At 43.5% G+C, this 20,866-nt stretch carries 15 protein-coding genes; 4 read left to right on the top strand and 11 right to left on the bottom strand.

Features of this window, described 5'->3' with window-relative positions; all coding sequences use genetic code 11:
• Both VNZ46_RS08360 and VNZ46_RS08355 read right to left on the bottom strand, forming a co-directional pair.
• Positions 1 to 1,954, bottom strand: a 1,954-nt coding sequence (locus VNZ46_RS08360; RefSeq protein ID WP_325559632.1) for an alpha-L-fucosidase, incomplete at its 3' end; no start/stop codon positions are given.
• Positions 1,955 to 2,043: 89 nt separating this feature from the next.
• Positions 2,044 to 3,024 (bottom strand): hypothetical protein, encoded by a 981-nt coding sequence (locus VNZ46_RS08355; protein WP_325559630.1) that lies wholly within the window; start codon positions 3,022 to 3,024, stop codon positions 2,044 to 2,046.
• A 156-nt stretch (positions 3,025 to 3,180) separates the two neighbouring features.
• Here VNZ46_RS08355 and VNZ46_RS08350 point away from each other — a divergent pair, with 156 nt between their 5' ends.
• Positions 3,181 to 3,726: a hypothetical protein gene (locus tag VNZ46_RS08350; RefSeq protein WP_325559629.1), complete on the top strand. Its 546-nt coding sequence runs from the start codon at positions 3,181 to 3,183 to the stop codon at positions 3,724 to 3,726.
• A gap of 27 nt (positions 3,727 to 3,753) precedes the next feature.
• On the opposite strand, the gene VNZ46_RS08345 is transcribed toward VNZ46_RS08350, so the two are convergent.
• The 6 genes from VNZ46_RS08345 to mnmH form a co-directional block, all read right to left on the bottom strand.
• Positions 3,754 to 4,527 carry an HAD-IIA family hydrolase gene (locus tag VNZ46_RS08345; protein WP_133779586.1) on the bottom strand — a complete coding sequence of 258 codons (774 nt, stop codon included), beginning with the start codon at positions 4,525 to 4,527 and terminating at the stop codon, positions 3,754 to 3,756.
• 18 nt (positions 4,528 to 4,545) lie between these two features.
• A complete protein-coding gene (locus VNZ46_RS08340) occupies positions 4,546 to 5,754 on the bottom strand; it encodes a DUF2252 domain-containing protein (protein ID WP_325559626.1) in 1,209 nt (402 codons plus the stop codon).
• A gap of 12 nt (positions 5,755 to 5,766) precedes the next feature.
• Positions 5,767 to 6,429, bottom strand: coding sequence for an MgtC/SapB family protein (locus VNZ46_RS08335; RefSeq protein WP_325559625.1), 663 nt, complete (start codon positions 6,427 to 6,429; stop codon positions 5,767 to 5,769).
• A gap of 4 nt (positions 6,430 to 6,433) precedes the next feature.
• Positions 6,434 to 6,871 carry a hypothetical protein gene (locus VNZ46_RS08330; protein ID WP_325559623.1) on the bottom strand — a complete coding sequence of 146 codons (438 nt, stop codon included), beginning with the start codon at positions 6,869 to 6,871 and terminating at the stop codon, positions 6,434 to 6,436.
• A gap of 78 nt (positions 6,872 to 6,949) precedes the next feature.
• Positions 6,950 to 7,993, bottom strand: a complete 1,044-nt coding sequence (selD, locus tag VNZ46_RS08325) for a selenide, water dikinase SelD (protein WP_325559621.1) — start codon at positions 7,991 to 7,993, stop codon at positions 6,950 to 6,952.
• Positions 7,994 to 8,003: 10 nt separating this feature from the next.
• On the bottom strand, positions 8,004 to 9,047 hold the full coding sequence (gene mnmH / locus VNZ46_RS08320) for a tRNA 2-selenouridine(34) synthase MnmH (protein ID WP_325559620.1): 1,044 nt from the start codon (positions 9,045 to 9,047) through the stop codon (positions 8,004 to 8,006).
• A gap of 153 nt (positions 9,048 to 9,200) precedes the next feature.
• Between mnmH and VNZ46_RS08315 the strand changes: the two genes are divergently transcribed.
• Entirely contained in the window at positions 9,201 to 9,746 is a 546-nt protein-coding gene (locus VNZ46_RS08315; protein ID WP_325559618.1) for a hypothetical protein, read from the top strand.
• Between the two features lie 75 nt (positions 9,747 to 9,821).
• Here VNZ46_RS08315 and VNZ46_RS08310 read toward each other — a convergent pair whose 3' ends face one another.
• The 3 genes from VNZ46_RS08310 to VNZ46_RS08300 all read right to left on the bottom strand — a co-directional run bounded on the left by VNZ46_RS08310 (position 9,822) and on the right by VNZ46_RS08300 (position 11,850).
• The gene (locus VNZ46_RS08310) at positions 9,822 to 10,475 is read right to left on the bottom strand and encodes a hypothetical protein (protein WP_325559617.1); all 654 of its coding nucleotides are present in this window, start codon (positions 10,473 to 10,475) and stop codon (positions 9,822 to 9,824) included.
• Positions 10,472 to 11,461 carry a hypothetical protein gene (locus VNZ46_RS08305; protein ID WP_325559616.1) on the bottom strand — a complete coding sequence of 330 codons (990 nt, stop codon included), beginning with the start codon at positions 11,459 to 11,461 and terminating at the stop codon, positions 10,472 to 10,474. The genes VNZ46_RS08310 and VNZ46_RS08305 overlap by 4 nt, the downstream gene beginning before the upstream one ends.
• A gap of 65 nt (positions 11,462 to 11,526) precedes the next feature.
• On the bottom strand, positions 11,527 to 11,850 hold the full coding sequence (locus VNZ46_RS08300) for a DUF4870 domain-containing protein (protein WP_325559615.1): 324 nt from the start codon (positions 11,848 to 11,850) through the stop codon (positions 11,527 to 11,529).
• 291 nt (positions 11,851 to 12,141) lie between these two features.
• Between VNZ46_RS08300 and VNZ46_RS08295 the strand changes: the two genes are divergently transcribed.
• Positions 12,142 to 19,629 (top strand): SpvB/TcaC N-terminal domain-containing protein, encoded by a 7,488-nt coding sequence (locus tag VNZ46_RS08295; RefSeq protein WP_325559614.1) that lies wholly within the window; start codon positions 12,142 to 12,144, stop codon positions 19,627 to 19,629.
• Between the two features lie 21 nt (positions 19,630 to 19,650).
• Positions 19,651 to 20,866 (top strand): carboxypeptidase-like regulatory domain-containing protein (locus VNZ46_RS08290; protein WP_325559613.1); only part of this gene is annotated, 1,216 nt, incomplete at its 3' end.

Here is a 20,866-nt window from a genome sequence, read left to right as displayed (position 1 = left end):
CTTCTCTCCAATTTACTCCGTCGTCACTTATGGAAACCAGATACTGACCAATTAGCCCCTCGTCGATATGATCCTGACGCGGCAAATACGTAAATGCTTTAATCAGTTCTTCTTTCCCCATATCAACTGCTACCTCGTAGGGCAAATCCTTAAGTAATGCTGGCGATAAGGTATTCCAATTGGTCTTTTCATTTTCATCAATAGCATATTCCGGATGGCTGGCATCAGATGTTCCAAGTACCTTCCAATCCACTTTTCCTATTCCAAAAATTTTAGTCTCTATATCTCCCCAAAGACCAGCTGACAGATTTCTGGCTTTAATAGTTCCACCTTTTGCAAGAAGAAAAGGTTTGGTATAAACAGGAGAAGACAATACAGGCTCCGAACCATCTAAGGTATAATGTACAGGCGATTTACGATAAGCAGAAGTTATCGTTACTATTCCGGATTTTGCCCGCATGATTTCAGGAGCTCTTAAATGTTCCGGTTCTTTAAAAAGACCAAAATCACTCAGTGCAATGCAAACCGGAGATCCAGTAATCCTGAGTCTCACTATTTTAGCAGTTACTTTATTATTCAGTCTGATCAATCTGTTAGACCCTATACTTGTGGCAGTTCCGATCTCTTTCCATGCCCCCTTAGCATCCATTATATCTATAGCCACCCCTTCTATTCTCTGCCCCAGTTTAATATTTTCCCTTAATTGAATAATATTAAAGGTTTTCTGTCCGGAAAGCGTGAGTATCAATTCAGGCTTAGTGATCTGATCATCGGTAGCCCAATAAGAATACCTGTCCTTATCCAGCAAAAACTGAGGACCATATTTAGCGCGGTTATTTCCCCTAATGTTAGAAGCCTTAAGTTCGGCACCTAGAGCCAGGTTAACCGAAAAAATCTGTTTTAGCAAATTGCCAAATCTTTTTAAGGAAGCCACATCCACATCAGCCAGTAAGCCGCGCTTATCAGGCGATAATCCTAAATCCAGTGCTGCGCCACGACCTACACTTTGAAAATACAGATCCAAAAGTTCGGCAGAGGTTTTCACCTGCGGATCCTGAGCAGCATGATAAAACCACCCGGGTCTTAAAGGCACATCACACTCTGCCGGAATCCAATATTTTCCATTGCGGGTACCTTCAGTTCCCAGCTCGGATTTCACATAACCGTTTGCGGGTTTACGTCCTTCATCCGGAGCAACAGGCGTGTAAGTTGCCCAGCAAGTTTCCCCTGCATGCCCCATTTCATTACCTACCCATCGGGTATCTGGCCCGACATCTCCAAACAGCACCGCATTTGGCTGCATTTTACGGGTAATAGCCCAGGTATTCTCCCAGTCATAATAAGTAGTGCGGTCAATGTTCCTGATCTCACGAGCGCCACCATAATAACCATTGCCACCGTTTGCACCGTCATGCCAGGAAGTAAACAAGGGACCATAGTTGGTGTATAATTCTTTCAACTGATTGCGATAAATCTCCAGGTATTCCGGCTTTCCATAATTTGAATTATTCCTATCCCAGGGAGAACAATAAACACCAAGTTTAAGCCCAAGAGCGTCACAAGCAAGCTGATATTCTTTGATCATATCCCCTTTACCATTTCTCCAGGGGCTTTGAGAGATATTATGATCAGTTGTTTTTGTTGGCCATAAGCATAAACCATCATGATGTTTAGCAACAACAATGATTCCTTTGAAACCACCTGCTTTTGCCGCACCTACAATTTGTTTGGCATCAAATAGTGTTGGATTCACCAATTTGGGATCTTCATCGCCATAACCCCACTCATGATCAAGATAAGTATTGGCTCCGAAATGAATCAGGCAATACATTTCCATTTCGTGCCATTGTAACTGACCTTTGGAAGGTAATGGACCATAGGGCTTAGGAGCTGTTTGTGCAGTTGAAAAAAGATAAACAGTGAACAAACATAGCAATAAGGATAGCTTTTTCATGCTTAAATTAAAGCATCATCATTCTGAAATTGGCATCACTTATATTCTGAATTGTAAGCCATATTGGCTTTTCCTCACTGCAGTTCTATCTATAGAATTCCCATTATTGTATTGGCTTCATCTATAAAACGTTCTATCTTCTTGGTTCCTCTAAAATGTCTCAATAAAATCTCTCGGGTTTTACCTTTTCCGGCAATTTCAACAAGTGCCTTTACTTCGGTACCAGCATAAATGAAATTGGTGGTTTTCCGTATAATCTGAAAACGAATAAAATCATCGAAAGAATAGATACGGGTGATTGCTCCACCAAGAGTAGTGCAAATGATCTGGCGCTGATCTTTATCAAAACGAATAGAAGAAAAAAAAGTATTGATCAGAACCAAACCAATAACCAAGGGAAAATAGGTGGTGAGTATCCTTTTAAAACCTTCATCATTACTCATGAAATCTGGTATAGTCAGTATAAAGCCAGTCAGAGCAATCATTAAAACCCCAAGAACCATATTCGCAGTTTTCGTATCCTTTACGGTATACACGCCTGACTCTTCCTTAAAAAATTCAAATTCCAGAATCACTTCCTTAATCTCAGCTGGTTGCTGAGAAAAAACCAGTTCATTAATTTTAGGCAGAACCTCATCAATAAAAGCAAGCAGATTCTTATTACTCTGCTTAGAATAACCAGCAGAGACAACTACCCCTTTTCCATGACGGTTAGCCTTAGTAAATGCCCTGTAACTCACAGCACCCATCGTATTGTAAGGAGTAACCGCAGCCAGCTCATCAAAGCCAATAGATTTTACGTTCATCCCAAAAACATTGCTGTACATGGTCTGAGTACTGCCATCAAAAACAATTTTACGTCCACCAGCAATAAATAAAATGATACATACAAAAAAAATGAACCCCACAGAAATATATAGTATGTCCCTACCCGGGATAACATTACTGGTGTAAAGAAAAACAAACAACAGTGTAAATCCGATAAAATAAATAAGGGACAATAATCGTACAATCCTTGCCGGATAGATCGTTAATTGGTTGGGTTCAATTACCCATTCTGTTTTTGCCATAGCGTTTCAGTAGATAGTTTGCTGCCAAACCTCAATTTTTACGCCAAAAAGAGGAATACAATTCGTAACGGCAGCGAAAAAAAGAGTTTGGCATCATTTTTCGATAAGTAAAGAAACGATCGTATGGTCGTTGACACAACAAATGAAACAGAAAAGATGAAAAAGCTATTATTATTAGGTTTGTTTGGCCTGGTTGCCGTACTGCCTTACCATGCATCTGCACAAATTAGCGTCAATGTGAATATAGGATCTCAACCGCTGTGGGGACCTGTTGGCTATGACCATGTAGATTACTATTACCTGCCCGAAATTGAAAGTTACTATAATGTTCCAGACCGGCAGTTTATTTATCGTGAAGGTTCCAGATGGATTTTCTCTGCATCACTTCCTTCCAGATACAGAGGATATGATCTTTACAATGGCTATAAAGTGGTTGTTAACGGAAGAGACCCCTATCGTAACTTTGACAATGACAGAGTCAGATACGCAAAATATAAGAAAGTCCGTAATCAGAAGATCATCAAATACAGTGACGATCCAAGATATTATGTTGTGAAAGGACATCCACACGGAATGCCTCCGGGACAAGCTAAAAAATATTATTCAGACGACCGAGGCAACGGAAAGTGGAAAGATAAAGACAAAGGAAATGATCGTGGCCATGGAAAAGATAAATGGAAGAAACACGACGACGATCATTAAAAAACGATTATTAAAAAGTGGTGGTATTTACCACCACTTTAACGGATACTCAATCTGATCAACAGAACTTACAATTAAATCCGGCTTAAAGGCATATTGACTTAAATGTTCTTTTTGTGCAATGCCAGATAATACCAGGATGGTTTTATAGCCCATTTGAATACCACCCTGAATATCTGTTTCCATGGTATCTCCTACCACTGTAGTCTCGGCAGTTTCCAAGCCTAAATATTTTCTTGCAGACCGCATCATTACCGGACTTGGTTTTCCAATAACAAAAGCTTTGCGGCCTGTGGCCTCCTCAATCATCGCTGTTGTAGCGGCAATACCCAAATTATTCCATCCAGGTTTTTTAGGCGAAGGATCACGGTTGGTGGTAATAAATTTTGCACCAGCTAAAATCATATCTACAGCACGCTGCACCATTTCCAAGGTAAAATTTCTACCCTCACCTAACACTACAAATTCAGGATCACTGTTCACCAGGCTAATCCCATTTTCATGTAAGCTGGTTAACAAACCACCCTCTCCCAATACATATGCTGTACCATTCTTCCCCTGGTCGCCCAGAAACTTTCCCGTTGCCATGGCACTGGTATATACATGATTCTCTGTTACCTCAATACCAAGCAATTTCAATTTCCGAACCACATCAAGCCGGGTACGCTGGCTGTTGTTCGTCATAAAAGTAAATGGAATATCGTTTTTAAGCAAGTCGGCGATAAATTTATCTGCCCCCTCAATTAAAGTTTCACCGCTATAAATAACGCCATCCATGTCTATTAAAAGTCCGTGTTTCATCTAATTATTATAATTGTTTTAAGTTGTTTTAATCAATTGCTGATAACCAGCTATATATTCTTTATAATCTCTTTTTACCTGATTGGCGTAACCACTTGCATAATCGGATACCTGCTTTCTCCAATCCTTCCCCCTTGCAGCGAAAGCCCTTAAATCATCGTTGATTGCCGAACCCTGAATCCCACTGCTGCGCAATTGTGCTGAAGCAGTCAAAATTGCCATATCTTTTAGTACACTTTTAAATGCTTTGAGGTCTTTCGCTAACAGCATTAAATTGATTTTATCCGCTGTAGGCTGCATTTCCTGAAGTACGTAGGTATTTCCCTTAAAAACGCTTGTACTCAGCAAGGCAGGTGATATGTTTTGCATTCTATATTTAGTCATGATCATACGTTCTGCCTCCGAAGTCCATATGGGCTGAGCAATAGAATTATAGGGGGCAAGAGATGACCGGGTTCCCTGCTTAAGTTCTACCAGCAAAAATTTATCTTTATTCTTTTTCCCTTGCAACAGGAACATGTAACGCTTAAGACCAATGCTGCCTGTGCCCGCTACCCGAAATGCAGCATCGGCAACTTCATATTTATTGGGCCAGGCAGATGTATTTTTCAACCAGTCAGCGATATGCATCATCAGTTCCTTTTTTAAACCTGGCTCCAATTTAAAATGCAGCACATTATCTATCTTTATGGTAATTTTCTTTCCATCAATATTGGCCACCTTTTTCAGCAGTTCTCTCTCGGTACGCTTCCTTACACTGTTCAGGAAATAACTCACCACGCCATCTGCTGTTCTTGGATCCATATAATAGGCTTTGCCAGAACCCAATACTTCAATATACTTATCCAAAAAAATAGCAGCCATTTTATGGGCTGCTGCTTTATCTAATTTAAGAGCATCAAATGCAATATAAATACTGGTTAAAACCCTTGCCAATTCCCAGTTCACAGGACTCAGCATCGATTCGTCAAAATCGTTCAGATCAAAATAAACCAGTCTGTTATTTCCTTTGAAACTTCCAAAATTCTCCAGGTGCAGGTCACCACAAATCCATCCCAGAGGCGAAGAAGGAAATCCTTTTGCCTTACTAAGATCCTCATAAAAGAGATGGCAAGTTCCTCTAAAGAAGCGAAAAGCGCTTTCTGCCATCCCCTTATATTTCAATTGAATCTTGTCTGGAAGCAATCCGGCATTAAACTTTGAAATTCTGTCAATGATGTTTTCCATAGCCCTATCGATTTACCAGTTAAAGGACTGGATAGATTCCTGTTCCAGCAACCAATCATTAAACGCATCTAATTTTTCGCCCTTTCCAGAAGCCTGAGATTCTACAATAACCTGTTCATCAGACCTGGATGTCCGGATAAACCGGGCTTGCAGTTTCAAACCCTTTACCTGGGCTCGAAGTGGCCCCAAAGCCGCCTTATCTTTAAAAACCAGTCTGTAGTCCCGGTGCTGAAAGCGATCATCTATCCAAAACTGGATGTAATCCATTACAAACAATATGAATATAGAAAGTACGAGGGAAATACCAGCCAGTAAAAATTCACCAATACCAATAAACATACCCAGAGCAGCCGCAATCCATATAGATGCCGCCGTAGTAATACCAGAAACACTAAAAGTATTTCTAAAAATAACACCGGCCCCAAGAAAGCCAACGCCAGTAATGATATTGGCTGCGATACGGTCCCGGTTATCTTCTACACCTAAAAGATAGGAACAAATGGTAAAAATTGTTGAACCAAAACAGATCAGGGCAAGCGTCCTGAAGCCAGCAGACTTACCTCTGATCTCCCGTTCCAGACCAAGGATACTACCACACAGTACAGACAGAAATATTTTCAATATTTCATCGCCATACATCGTAGTGGGAATATGATCACCCAGTCCGACAACCATATAATTAGTTGTTAGGCAATTTTAACCCGGAAATACCTGTTACCACTTCCTCCTCTTCTTTATCGTGTTTTCCTTTTTTCTTCTTTTTCTGTCCACCACGCGCCTGTTCTTCCAGAAACTCATCATACTGTGCCTGTTGATCCCCTTTCAGAATATTCCTGATGCTGGCATTCGTAGCATTCTGGCCTTTATAAAAGCGCGTAATGTCATCTTCCCCTGCAGTACCAGCCTGTTGTTTTTTTGAAAGATCCAGCTGATCTTTACACATATCCACCATGTAATTATAAATCACGTTCTTTTGGGTTGGATTGAGTTTTACCTTTTTATCTAAGGCTTCTATGCTTTTTGTTGCCATTTCAGTTGCTGTAGGCAACTTTTGTTGCGCCCCAGCCAAAATTACTGTACTCAAAATCACCAACAGAGTTAAAACAGATCTTTTCATTGTTATTCTTATCATTAATTAATCCTAAACTATAAATGTTTGCCCATGCAATCTATAAAATTATCTGCAGAAAACCGCCTACGGAGCGATGCTGATTAGTTTATTTTCATCAAACGCTTCAAGCCAGCCAAATGAAACAGCAGGTAATCCAAGTTCCTCCAGCAACTCCTCAAATTCCAGACGCCCCTCTTCTTCTACCGCCACCAATAAGCCACCGCTGGTTTGAGGATCAGCAAGAATGAATTTTTGCAGCTCATTAAGAACACCAATTTTCTCCCCATAACTGTTCCAATTGCGCTGAGTTCCTCCCGGAAAACAGTTTTGACTAAGGTAAAAAGGAAGAGAAGAAATCACCGGCACTTTATCAAACTCTATTACAGCCGATAAGCCGCTTCCTTCGCACATTTCTGCAAGGTGGCCCAGCAAACCAAACCCGGTCACATCGGTCATGGCTTTAACACTCTTCATTCGGCCAAAAAGTTCACCTGATTGGTTTAGAGTAACCATACTTTTAAGCGCTATTGCTGCATCCTCCAGGCGAAGTATCCCTTTCTTTTGGGCGGTAGACAGGATACCAACACCTAATGCCTTTGTCAAATACAATCTACAGCCGGCAGTAGCCGTAGAATTCTGCTTCAGATCATTTATATTTAACATGCCGTTAACAGCCAGTCCAAATACAGGCTCCGGACAATCGATACTGTGTCCTCCTGCCAGTGTAATTCCGGCTTCTGCACAAATGGACCTCGCGCCTTCCAGTACTTTCTGCGCCACTTCCGGAGCAATCTTTTCAATCGGCCAACCCAGAATCGCAATAGCCAGCACAGGTTTTCCTCCCATGGCATATACATCACTAATGGCATTTGCCGAAGCAATACGCCCAAAGTCATAAGGATCATCTACAATAGGCATAAAGAAATCTGTAGTAGATATCAGCGCTGTGCCATTTCCTAAATCCAGTACCGCCGCATCATCCCTTTTATCGTTACCCACCAGTAATCGGGCATCCGGTACTGCCGGAACAGCACTATGTAATATTTTATCCAAAACCGAGGGGCTTATTTTACAGCCGCAACCCGCTCCATGAGAGTATTGTGTAAGTTTTATATCGTTTAAATCCATTTTTATTTCCTTATACAGCTTTTTTAATATCAATGCTTTTTGTAAATGCCAGTATCTTTCTTGCATTGACTTCCGGAACATCTTGTCCTAAAGCCAGTGAAAATACCCGCACCACATCCCTTTTACCCAAGCCGGTACGATAAGTTTTATCGTAATAAACCAATACCAACCTTACAAAATCCTCCATCCGGCTTTCTCGGATAGCTTGAACAGCATGTTTAGTTTGTTCCGGGCCAAGCCGCTTATGTATCCTTTCAGTGCATTCCACCAGAAAATCTTTATCCAGTTGCCCATATTCCAGTGCCAGCTTTTGAATGCGCTGTTCCAATGGCACTTGCAAGTTAATCAACTGCGAACTTCTCATTTGATTCCAGAAAGGTTTGGGTATACACCGCTTTCCGATCGTTAAACTCTCGTCTTCCACCCATATTTGTTTCCGGGTCTCCAGAAGCGAAAGCTCAAAAGCAAAGTTATTCTCAAACTGTTCCTGACTGGGCTGAACCATATGGTTCATCGTGCCATAAGAAGAGCCCTGGTGTTGCGCAAGATCCTCAAGGTCTATCACCTGCTCATTTAAACTCTTGAGCTGATGCAATATATTGGTTTTATTTGAACCCGTCATACCACCCAAAATCTTCAGATCGTATTCTTTTTCAAATTGTTTATGCGCCCATCTCCTGTAACTTTTATAGCCACCAATAATAACATATACTTCAAATCCATAAAGGCCCAATGCCCATGCCATGGCTCCGCTTCTCATTCCCCCGCGCCAGCAATGAACCGCAATTTTTTTCTCCGGAGCAATCTTTAAAGCCTCCTGAATAAAGCCAGACCATTTATTTCCTGTCAGATCAAAACCGAGTAAAATGGCCTGCTCACGTCCAATCTGTTTATATGTTGTGCCCACTGAAACCCTTTCTTCATTGGTAAACAGAGGAATACTAAAAGCATCCGGAATATGTCCATGTAAAAATTCAGCAGGTGTACGTACATCGACAAGAGGAATTGAAGCGTATAAACTTAGAAAATCGCCAATCGCAATTTGCTGGACCATTTTTTAAAGGAATTAGATAAATCAAAGATACCTAATTCTATACAATCTTATTTCATGTTTCACTAAACTACGCTCTTTATGATTTGTTTTAACCTGAAAATCTGCAGAATTAATATTAATTTAGAATAATAAATACCTAAAAATCTACTTAAAATGATTAGACAAGTTTCAAAATTATCCCTGCTGTTACTTGGTACAGCAGTTATCTCTTCTTGTGGAAACTCATCCAAGAAGGCTCAGGGCGCCGATTCTACAATGACTAAAACTGAAACCACCTCGACAGTAAGTCCTCCAAAAGAAAATGCACCGGCAAGTACGGAATTTAAAGCAGTTCCAGATAGTGCTATTTTGGGAAAGAACAGTGAAGCACTCGTTAAAGTTACGGCAGCCAAAAATATTAGCCTTCAGGATGCTGAAGGTAAATCTACTGGTTCAGAATTAACGCTCAATTTATCTATCACCAATAAAAGCAAGTTAGACAACAAGATATTCTTTTCTGTACAATCCAGCGATGCCAGATTGGAACTTGATAATTCCACTTCAATTCCTTCTTCAGGTTCAACGGGCACATCCAATCCAGAACCAGAATCTACGGGCCAGGCCGAGTGGAAATTTAATCTCCCAGCAGGCACGCAACCTAAAAAACTAAATTTCTTCCTGGATGGAACAAGAGTTTCAGTCAATCTGGAAAAAAAATAATTACCATTAAAAACACTGGAGCCGCTAACTTAACATTAGCGGCTCTCTTCAATAAAGTACCGTTCTGTTAACAGATCACACCTGCTTAAAACTCTTTAAAGTTCCGTCGGTATTAAATTCTATAGAATAACGCTCACGGCTTCCAGAAATACTGTTCGGAAACCATTGTATTCTGTTCTTCCAGACATTAAAATAAATATGAGTTATCGGCTTTACACCCTCAATTTCCGAAGCTTTCTCATTGTAGTTCCGGCATACTCTGGCCACATTTACAAATTTCATCAGCGAAAGCGGTACCAATCTATCCTTAATATCGTCCTTTACTGACAACTGCTCAGGCTTAGGACCCGTCCACTTGCCCTTTTCATATTGATAATTGTCTACATATTTTGGATTTGTAGGATGCTGAAGTGCAATAAAGATTCGCCCATCATCAAAAAAAGAAGCACTGGAGTAAACATATATTTCTTTACCTGTATATTGAGGCAGTTTTTTCAATAAAACCTCCGCCCGCAGAAGGTTAACTGAATCCTTCAGAAAACCAATATTTTCTCCCTCCCGGTGCACTATAGAATGAGTTGTACTTGTTGTAGTACTAACGTTAGTGACCGGCTTCTGTTTATCTGCAATCGAATCGACAGGATTTAGAGTTTCATCGATGCTTTTTGAAATTTGCCGGCAACTCAAAAATGCAAAAATCCATAGTACAAACATGCTCCATTTTCTCATAATACAGGGTTTATTTCATCCAGATCACTTGCTATGGCAATTTGATCCGGAGCTTCATCCAAATAGAAGATATCAATATATTTTTGTTTGGTGATATCCAACTCGAGTAGATTGATCACTTTTTTTAAATTCTGTTTATGAAACCGCCCTTGATCATCCGTGTATTCCAGATTAAACTCCACTCTGGGCTGTTCATTAATAAATACACCTGTTTGACGTACGCTAACAATTTTTGCCGTCGCTCTTTTTCCTTTAAACTTAAGACGAATTGCCCTTCTAAATTCCATACTAATATTAAGAATGAGCGCTAACAAGCCTTTGTAAAACAGAAACACGGCCGGGCAAACCAGTAAAGGGTGACCTATACTCATAAAACGCCAGCCCATTCCATAGCTTTCGTGCTGATAAGAAAACACATAATACCCCGCCACCAAAACAACAACAAGCAACCAGCCCAATACGCTCAAAATAACAGAAGTCTTCTTCACCTGCACTTCAGAACTGGAAAAAACAAAATAAGGAATATGTTGTAGGTCTTTATCAATCTTGAGCTCTACCGTTTTACCCACTTCAAAACGACGTTCATAGGACTTAGTATCATTCACTTTTGCTCGCTGTTTAATCTCCGTGCCTGAAAGATTCTTAAAAGACAATTGAAGTTCATAAGTATCATAACTTCCGCCTGGTTTGGAAAGCATGGTCGAGGTTATGATCTTAGCTTCGCGGACTCCCCCCTCTTTTTTAAGCTTTTCTATATTATTTTTAGCGCTCAGAATCTTTAATACCCATTTTCTCAAAAAACCAGTCAAAACAATTAACCAAAATATAATCGACAGAACAACTAGCGTTAAAGCAAACCAAGGTGATTTATCTTGAAGACTTCGGAGATCCTGTTCATTATTAATCGAATAATACATGATCATAGGAAATGGCACTGCAAAAAACAGGGCATACAGCATCCAGAATATCATCCATCCTTTTTTCATTCTTTTGATCTAATATTGTGATGTTTGATTATTGTGATCATAGGGGTCGTATTCATCTAAGCCTATTAACCAATGAAGGCAAACTGATTTTCAAAGGCCTTGCCAAAAACCGGCACAGGTTTTTCTGCGCCATTAGAAGCATTAATCATACCCAGTATCCAAAACACCAAAATAGCCCAGCCAGCAAAACCAAGAAAAGAAAGACTGGGTGCGGCAAGTAATATTGCATTTAATGCCAGGTTGAAAATGATACTCACGATGGCTAAACCTAAAGCCTGCCTTAAATGATACTTCAATAATGAATCGGCTTTTTCCTTACCTGAAAAATAAGCGATCAGCCAGCCAATAAGAGTGATGTAAGATACTATAGATAATGTTTTGTTGTTCATAGCTTTTTTAATTTGAAAAACACTGGCAATATTGCCTTCACAAATTTCAAATTAAGACAGACCTCTTTCCAAATATTCACCTACTACATTATGTCTACGGGGTGATGCTGTGCATCTACAATACGACTACACCAAAGGCAATTGAAGATATTTTTGAAAAAAGTTCTATAGTTCATAACGGCAAATTCGAGTATTAATACCTGCGCAAAACACGTAGATACACTCTGGCAAACAAAAGCATAAAAACACCAAATTTGATTAGCTAAATCACTCATTATTAACATGAAACCTATGGACAGCGAATCAAAAAAAAACTCCTCCGATCAGTTTCTAAACACCGAAGGCGGTAAAACCAAGTCTAACACGATCGAAATCCCTTCTATCAATCTCCCTAAAGGCGGAGGGGCTCTAAAAGGCATTGATGAAAAATTCACCGTCAATGCAGCGAATGGCACCTCGTCTTTTGGCATAGAACTTCCGGTCGGCGCAGCAAGGGGAATGGCGCCCAGCCTGTCACTGTCCTACAGTTCCGGTGCAGGAAACAGCCCTTTTGGCCTTGGATGGGACATAAGCCTATCCTCCATCAAGAGGAAAACAGACAAAGGTTTGCCGCAATACCTCGATCCGCAAGATTCGGATACTTTTCTATTATCTGACGCAGAAGACCTGGTTCCCGAATTCCAGCGGGAAGCCGACCAGAGCTTTTCGAAAGATCTAAAGGGCACCTATGTCTACAAGGAACAGGATTCTCCGGACGGTCTGTACCGAATCCGCTTTTACCGCCCCAGAATTGAAGGCCTGTTCGCCAGAATAGAGCGCTGGATGGAGAAAACGACCGGTACTTTCAAATGGCGGGTGATGAACAAAAACAACAATACAGTTCTCTATGGCTGGAGCAGCAACAGCGTTATTAAAGATCCACAAAACCCACACAAGATCTATCAGTGGCTGCCCGAATTCAGTTTTGACGACAAAGGCAATTGCTGCCACTACCAATATAAACCAGAAGACGCCAACGGCTTCGACAAAAACCAGCTGCCCAATAAAAACCGCTTTAAAAACGGCCAGATCACCTATACCAATATGTATCTCGCAAAGGTACTCTACGGCAATAAAACACCCTATAAAAAACTCAACGACAACTATCCACCAGAAACAGACTATCTGTTCCAGACCATTTTCGACTACGGAGAATACGATACCAACTACCAAAAAACAAACAACTGGGACTACCGGGCCGATAGTTTTTCAACCTACAAGCCCGGATTTGAACTCCGAACCACCAGGCTCTGCAAAAGAGTCCTCCTGTTCCACTACTTCGACGAACTCCCTGGGGGATCTGCCCTGGTCAAATCCATGGACCTGCAATACGATACCAGCAGCCAACGGGATTTTACCTATCTGAAAACCGCAACTGCCCGGGGATACATCAAAAAAGCAGACGGCAGTTACAGCAGTAAAAACCTCCCTTCTACCGAGTTTGACTACCAGCAACATGACTGGAGCACAGAAGTGCAAGACATTACGATGGAAGAACTGACCCATGCCCCAGCGGGTCTGGACCAGAATTACCAGTTTACAGACCTCTTTAACGAAGGCCTCTCCGGCATGCTCACCGAACAAGCTACAGGATGGTACTATAAACACAGTCTGGGCAAGGGCCAGTTCGAAAACGCCACGCTCATCAGCCCCAAACCCTCTTTTACCGGTCTGGGTAAAGCCCTTCAAATCGCAGACCTGGACGCAGATGGTCACAAACAAATCGTCAGCATGGGCAGTCAGCCTTCTGGTTATTTCGAACTCGACGATCAGGACCAGTGGCAGCCCTTCCAAAACTTTCTCAACAGCCTCAACATCAATCTGGATGACCTCAACATGCGCATGATCGATTTGAACGGCGACGGAAAACCAGACCTGCTGATCACCGAAGACAATGTGTTCACCTGGTATGAATCCCTGGGCAAAGACGGTTACGATACCTCAAAGAGGACCATCAGAGCTACCGACGAAGAAGCGGGCCCGGCCATTCTGTTCTATGATCCGCTTCAAACCATCTTCCTGGCCGATATGTCTGGCGATGGAATGACCGACATTGTAAGGATCAGGAACGGCGAAGTCTGCTACTGGCCCAACCTGGGATACGGCCAATTCGGAGCCAAAGTTACCATGGACAACGCCCCGTTCCTCGACTTTCCGGACGCCTTTAACCCGATTTACATCAAACTGGCCGACCTGGACGGCTCCGGAACCACAGACCTCATCTACCTTGGCAGAAACAAGTTCAGTTGCTGGATGAACCTCAGCGGCAATAGCTTCAACAATGTTCCTTTTGAAACAAACACCTTCCCGGAGATCCACAACCAGGCCAATATCACCGTAACTGATTTACTCGGCAACGGCCTTTCCTGTATCGTTTGGTCCAGCAACCTGCCCCAATATAACAATACACCCTTGCGCTATATCGACCTGATGAACAGCAAAAAACCGCACCTGCTCATCGGCTATAAAAACAACCTGGGTAAAGAAGTAACTATAGAATACACGCCCTCTACCCGGTTTTACATTGAAGATAAACTCAATGGCCGGCCCTGGATCACTAAACTGCATTTTCCGGTACATTGCGTTTCCAGAACAGAAACCCTCGATAAAATTACCGGCTACAGATTCACCAGCAGCTACAAATACCACCATGGTTATTACGACCACCCCGAACAAGAATTCCGGGGCTTTGGCATGGTGGAACAAACAGATACCGAACAACTCGAAGAACTGGATTATAACCAACCACCCGTCTATACCAAAAACTGGTTCCATACTGGCGCTTTCCTTCAGAAAGACAACATACTGAACCAATTTGCCCGCGAATACTGGTACGAAGAAATGGCCAGACAAGGTTTTACAGTGGCCAATCACGAAAGCCTGTTGCCCGATGCTCCTATTTTGCCTGGGCCAGGCATAGACCCTGGTTTCCTTGATCATCTGAGCGGAGAAGAATGGTGCCAGGCCCTAAGAACCTGTAAAAGCATGGGGCTCCGTACAGAAGTCTTTGCATTAGATGCACCACTAAATATGCCCGATAATGATCAGATCCGGCAACAGCTCAGTCCCTATTCAGTAACCACCCACAACGTAGTTCTTGAAATGCTGCAACCCAAAGGACAAAACAAATATGCCGTTTTCATTTCCAAAGAAAGCGAATCCATCTCCTATGCCTATGAACGGGCAACCGACGATCCCAGGATCAGCCACAAACTCAACATCAAACTGGATGAATATGGCAATATCCTCGAATCAGCAAGTGTCGTTTATCCCCGGAAAATTAGCGATGCGAGCTTACCCGTGGAAACCCAGGACGAGCAGAACAAAACACACATCCTTTATACGCTTAACCAATTCAGTAACAGCATTAACAAAACCAACAACTACCGTTTAGCTTTACAAACAGAAAGCCAAACATTCGAACTAAAAGGGCTAAGCAAAACCACCCCTTACTTTACCTTAAGCGATTTCAATAATATCCTCAACCTCGCCACGGAAATTCCTTATACACAAATAGACAACACTCCGGCCAGCCCTCAAAAACGGTGTATTGAACACGTACGCAGCACCTATTACAAAAATGACCTCAGTGGTCCACTCCCGCTGCACCAGCTCGAATCCCTGGCCATAGGCTACGAAAGTTACCAGCTTGCCTTTACACCTGACCTGTTGACCGATATTTTTGGCATTAAAGCAACTGATGCCCTGCTCACAGAAGGCAAATTTACCCACAGCGAAGGCGACAACAACTGGTGGATCCAATCGGGAACCACACAGTACATCACTGGAGCAGAGGACCAAACAACTGCAGCAAACCGCTTTTACAGGCCCATTTCCTATACAGACCCCTATGGCGCCATCACCAAGGTCCGTTATTATGGCAATTATAACCTGCTCATAGACCAAACCACAGACGCATTAGGCAATACCACTTCTGCAGAACGTTTCAATTTCCGCAGTTTAACTCCAGAACGCCTGCGCGATGCCAATCAAAACCTATCTGAAGTGATTACCGACGAACTCTGCCTGGTCAAAGCAACTGCTATCTACGGAAAAGGCACAGAAGCCGATGAGCTCAGTGGCTTAACCGAATTCAGCAATCCTGCAGAAAACATCCTGATCAACCAGTTCTTCAATGCCGCAGACGGATTACAACTGACCAATACCGCAAAAATACTGCTGCACCATGCCACATCCTGTTTCGTCTATGATTTTGACACCTACAAAAACACAGGTAAACCGACCGTCGTCGCCACGATACTAAGAGAACAACATTTCAAAAACAACCCCGATTCCCCTGTACAAATCAGCCTGGAATACAGCAGCGGCATAGGCAGCACAGTGATGAGAAAAGTACAGGCAGAACCTTTCCGCTGGATTGGAAACGGCCGCACTGTCCTCAACAATAAAGGCAATCCGGTTAAGCAATACGAGCCTTATTTTTCCCTCACCTGGCACTACGAAGACGCGGCTGAACTGGTAGAAAACGGTGTCAGTCTACTCATGCACTATGATCCGCTTGGGCGACTGGTCAAAACCACCATGCCCGATGAAACCTTTTCCAGGGTAGAATTCTCCACCTGGAAACAAAGCATTTATGATACCTGCGATACCATCCTGGATTCACCCTGGTACACCAACAGAACCAACCACCTGATCGATGGCCTGCTGATCGCCCAGGGCAAAGACCCTATCAAAGAAAAAGAAGCAGCAGACCAAGCCGCTTTACATGCCAACACACCAAATATTCTCCATTTCGATACGCTTGGAAGGCCTGTACTTTCTATAGAACACAACCGGAATTCACAAACCAATGCCGACGAATTCTACAACACCAAGGTCAAATTAGATGTAGAAGGCAATCTGCGCAGCATTACCGATGCCAGGGAGTTACCGGAAAATGGCAGCAAAGGCAATCTGGTGATGCAGTATAAATACGATATGCTGGGCCACAAAGTATACCAGAACAGCATGGATGCCGGGCAACGCTGGCTCCTGTCCAATTGTTTAGGCAGCCCTTTACGCACCTGGGACGAACGGAACCATGAATTCTGCTATTTCTATGATGTTCTTCAAAGACCACTTTACAGCCAGGTCCTTGGCGGAGATGGTCCACAGCCCCTCAACCATATTTTCGAAAGGATCTTTTATGGCGAAAACGAACCCAGCCCGGAAAGCAAAAACCTACGGGGCAAAATGGTCAAACATTACGATACCGGCGGTGTGGTATGGACTCCGGAATATGATTTCAAAGGCAAGGCCATAGAAACCACCAGACAACTATTCAAATCCTATAAAACCGTAGCGAACTGGACCGACTCCAATCTTTTCAACGATTTGGAAACCAAAGAATTTACCTACAAAATAGAAACCGATGCTTTAGGAAGAATCACCCAGCAAACCGCACCAGACGGAAGCATCTCCAGCCCCACCTATAACCGCACGGGCCTGCTTCAGAGCCAATCGGTCCAGGAACCCGGATCGGCCATAAAAATACCCTACATCAAAGACATTGACTACAATGAAAAAGGTCAGCGTAATAAGATCATTTACGGCAATAATGTCATCACCCGTTTTTATTACGACACCCAAACCTTCCGCCTCAATCGGCTGGAATCCAAAAGGCTCAACAATGATCCATTGCAGGATTGGTATTATACTTTCGATCCCACAGGAAATGTAACCCATATCGAAGACAAAAACATTACCGAAACCTTTTTCGCCAATGAGAAAACAGACGGCGTATCACAATATACCTACGATGCCCTGTACCGCCTCATCCAGGCCACCGGACGCGAAAACAAGGCTGCCTTAAATTACGACACCAAGGACAACTGGAATGACAAAGCCTTTATCCAGCAACTCCATCCAGGCGATCCTATGGCCATACGGTCTTATACCCAGAGCTATCAATATGATCAGGTGGGCAATATCCTGCAAATGGCGCAACTTGCCGCCGGAAATAACTGGACCAGAAACTACGAATATGAAAAAACCAATAACCGACTAAATAACACCAAAATAGGTAGTACCACTTACAGCTATACCATACATCCAAAACATGGCTTTATCTTAAATATGCCTAACCTGGATGCCATCAGCTGGAACTTCAAAGAAGAACTCATCAGTACCATTCAGCAAAAAGTAAATCCGGCAAACGGAACTGCAGAAACCACCTGGTATCAATACGATGCTCAGGGCCAGCGCCTCCGCAAAATCACCGAAAACAGCGCCAGCGCCGGAGCTACACCTTCCGTCAAAGAAGAACGGATCTATATTGGTAGTTACGAACGCTACAAGAATTACAGCGGCACCAGCGCGGGCCTGGAGCGGGTTAGCCTCAGCATCATGGACCAACAACACCGCTTTGTACTGATCGACACCCGTAACGACATCAACGATGGCACCGAAAAACAACTGATCCGCTACCAGCTCCACAACCACCTTGGTTCTGCGGCTTTAGAACTCAGTGATGCCGCTGAAGTGATCAGCTACGAAGAATACCATCCTTTTGGCACCACCGCTTTTCAGGCCAACAGCAGCACAATCAAAGCAGCGGCCAAGCGTTACCGCTACACGGGTATGGAACGGGATGAAGAAACAGGTTTCGGTTATCATGGTTCAAGGTACTATCTCCCCTGGTTGGGCAGATGGCTCAGTTGCGACCCGATCGGTATCCAGGGCGGTATAAACTGCTATGCCTATGTCAAAAACAACCCTATTATGCAACTGGATCCGACTGGAAAAGATGGAGAAACCTGCGGGGTTTGGGACGAAGAAACCGCGACCTGCCATGCAGATGCTTGCCCGATTCAATCTTCCCCTGAGATAGAACCACCTTCTCCGGCTACACCGCCAAGGGTAAGTGTCAGAAGAAGGGCGGTTGGTCCTCCGGTTTCCCATGCTGCACCACCACCACCGCCCCCTCCGCCGCCGCCACCGCCACCTCCTGCAGAACCCACTGCAGCAGACATCACCAACAGTTTATGGCAGGCCGCAGAAGCAGACAATTATTCTGACACTTCTGTAGGTGCATTAATCGATAATGTCGAACTCAACCATACAGATCCTTTTATCCGGAGCACTTCCCTGAGTTATGCCACGGTACGGGCAACCGTTGCCGTGCGGGCCTGGGACCGGGGAGACTACGGCACTTCCATACTCAACTATACTGTCGGAATCATAGAATGTTTCCACTACGCCACCTTTGGGGACACCCATGCAGAAAGCGCTAAAAATGTCGTGTTTACGATGGTGGTTTCTGCAGGCATGGGTGCATTGGGGGCTGCAGGGGGAAGACCTGGCCTACCTGCGGAACCACCTCCAAGACCCAACCCTTTTGCCGGCTTGTCTGAAGCAGAAATAGACACTGCACTGAGCACAATAGAAACGACTGGTCCCATACACCGGGTACCCGCATCGGTAACCCAAACCACCACCACGCCATTGTCTGATTTTGTACCGATCTCCAGATGGGGACGACCAGGACTAAGGCCAGGCGACTGGATAATGCCAGGATCTCCAAGTCGGCTCAACTATTTCTTCTCTTTCAAATGGGATCCCAATCCAACCAATATCCGGGCACCATTTGCCAGCGGAGAAGCCTTCCTTGTACCACCGGAAAGTGTGACCTGGCCAAGAGGCTGGGGCCTTGACGGGGCTTTCAAAGGCCTGTTCGGACAGCGGGTATATACACCTGCGCCACCCCCACCAGCATTACCACCAGCACCAACACCATAAACCTATTTAAAATATAAAGTCATGAACACCAATCAACATCAAAAACCTAATTTCGTTTTAGGCAGAATAACAGACTTCACCGGCAAACCTATAGAAAACCTGGTGGTCGAAATCTACGATCAGAACCTGCGTTCAGGCGTGCTTTTAGCAGAAACCAGCACCAATAAAAACGGCCAGTACAAAACCAGCTGGCAGCAAAGCCAACTCAGCGGCCCCAATCTCCGTACCGCAGACCTGGCATTGAAAGTCTACACCCCTAAGAAAAGGGTCCTGGTCTATGCCTCCCCGCTAAACAAAGTTCGCTTCAATGCCTCCCCAAGCGAAGTGATCGATGTTGCGCTACAGGAACCTATTCAAGACCGCCTGATCGAATTTGATGAACTGCTGAAAGAAGTCACTTACCTGGCGGCAAACCTCGCTATTGCCGATCTTCAGGAAAGCACCGACTACCAGGATGTCAGCTTTCTGTCCAAAGAAATCGGGATCAAACCCGAAAAGATCGAACACCTGATCCTGGCACACAGAATCCAGGCCATTTCCAAAATAGACCCGGATTTCTTCTATGCTTTGCTGCGCGAAAACACCTTATTGCTCAGTGATCCATCGCAGAACCTCCCGATCCGACTTTCCATTGGCTTGCAGAGCCCTGCGGAACCTTTGCTGCTGGAAGCTGCATTGAAAGAGACCGATACCCTCAGTCAAGCGGTAAAAACAGCCATAAAAGACCAGATTGTTAATCCCTCCCTGGAAAAACGCTTCAAAAGAAACCTGGAACTGCTCCAAAGCTTTAAAAAAAGAGCAGAAAAATACAGCACAGAGCAACATACAGAAAAGATCCTCAGCACTGTTGGCCGTTTCCTGCTGGATGGCAAAGTACAGGAAGTCAAAAAACTATTTAAGGAAAACAGGAACGACCTCAATGCCTTCTTTGACAAAGTAACCAATCCGGCCTTTTTTTCCAGTAATACCCGGGCTGCAGATGTAAAGACCAGTATTGCCATGGGGCAGTTATTTGGTTTTGGCAACGAAATCATCCCTCATTTGATGAAATCAAGGAAAATCAGCAAACCAGAAGACATCAGAAAGCTGGCCAGCTTGAATAAAACAGAATGGCTAACAGAACTGACCAAAGCCAGTGGAAGCAAAGCACCAACGGCAGAACAAAAAAAGGCATTAAGCCTTTACGCGTCCACTATAGTGCGTAAAATGGAAAAAGCCTACCCTACAACGGCTTATG

The organism is Pedobacter sp., from assembly GCF_035566355.1.
In the GTDB taxonomy this organism is placed as follows: Bacteria; Bacteroidota; Bacteroidia; order Sphingobacteriales; family Sphingobacteriaceae; genus Pedobacter.
The sequence above is the reverse complement of the archived record's forward strand: the minus strand, read 5'-3'. Positions and strand labels throughout refer to the sequence as shown.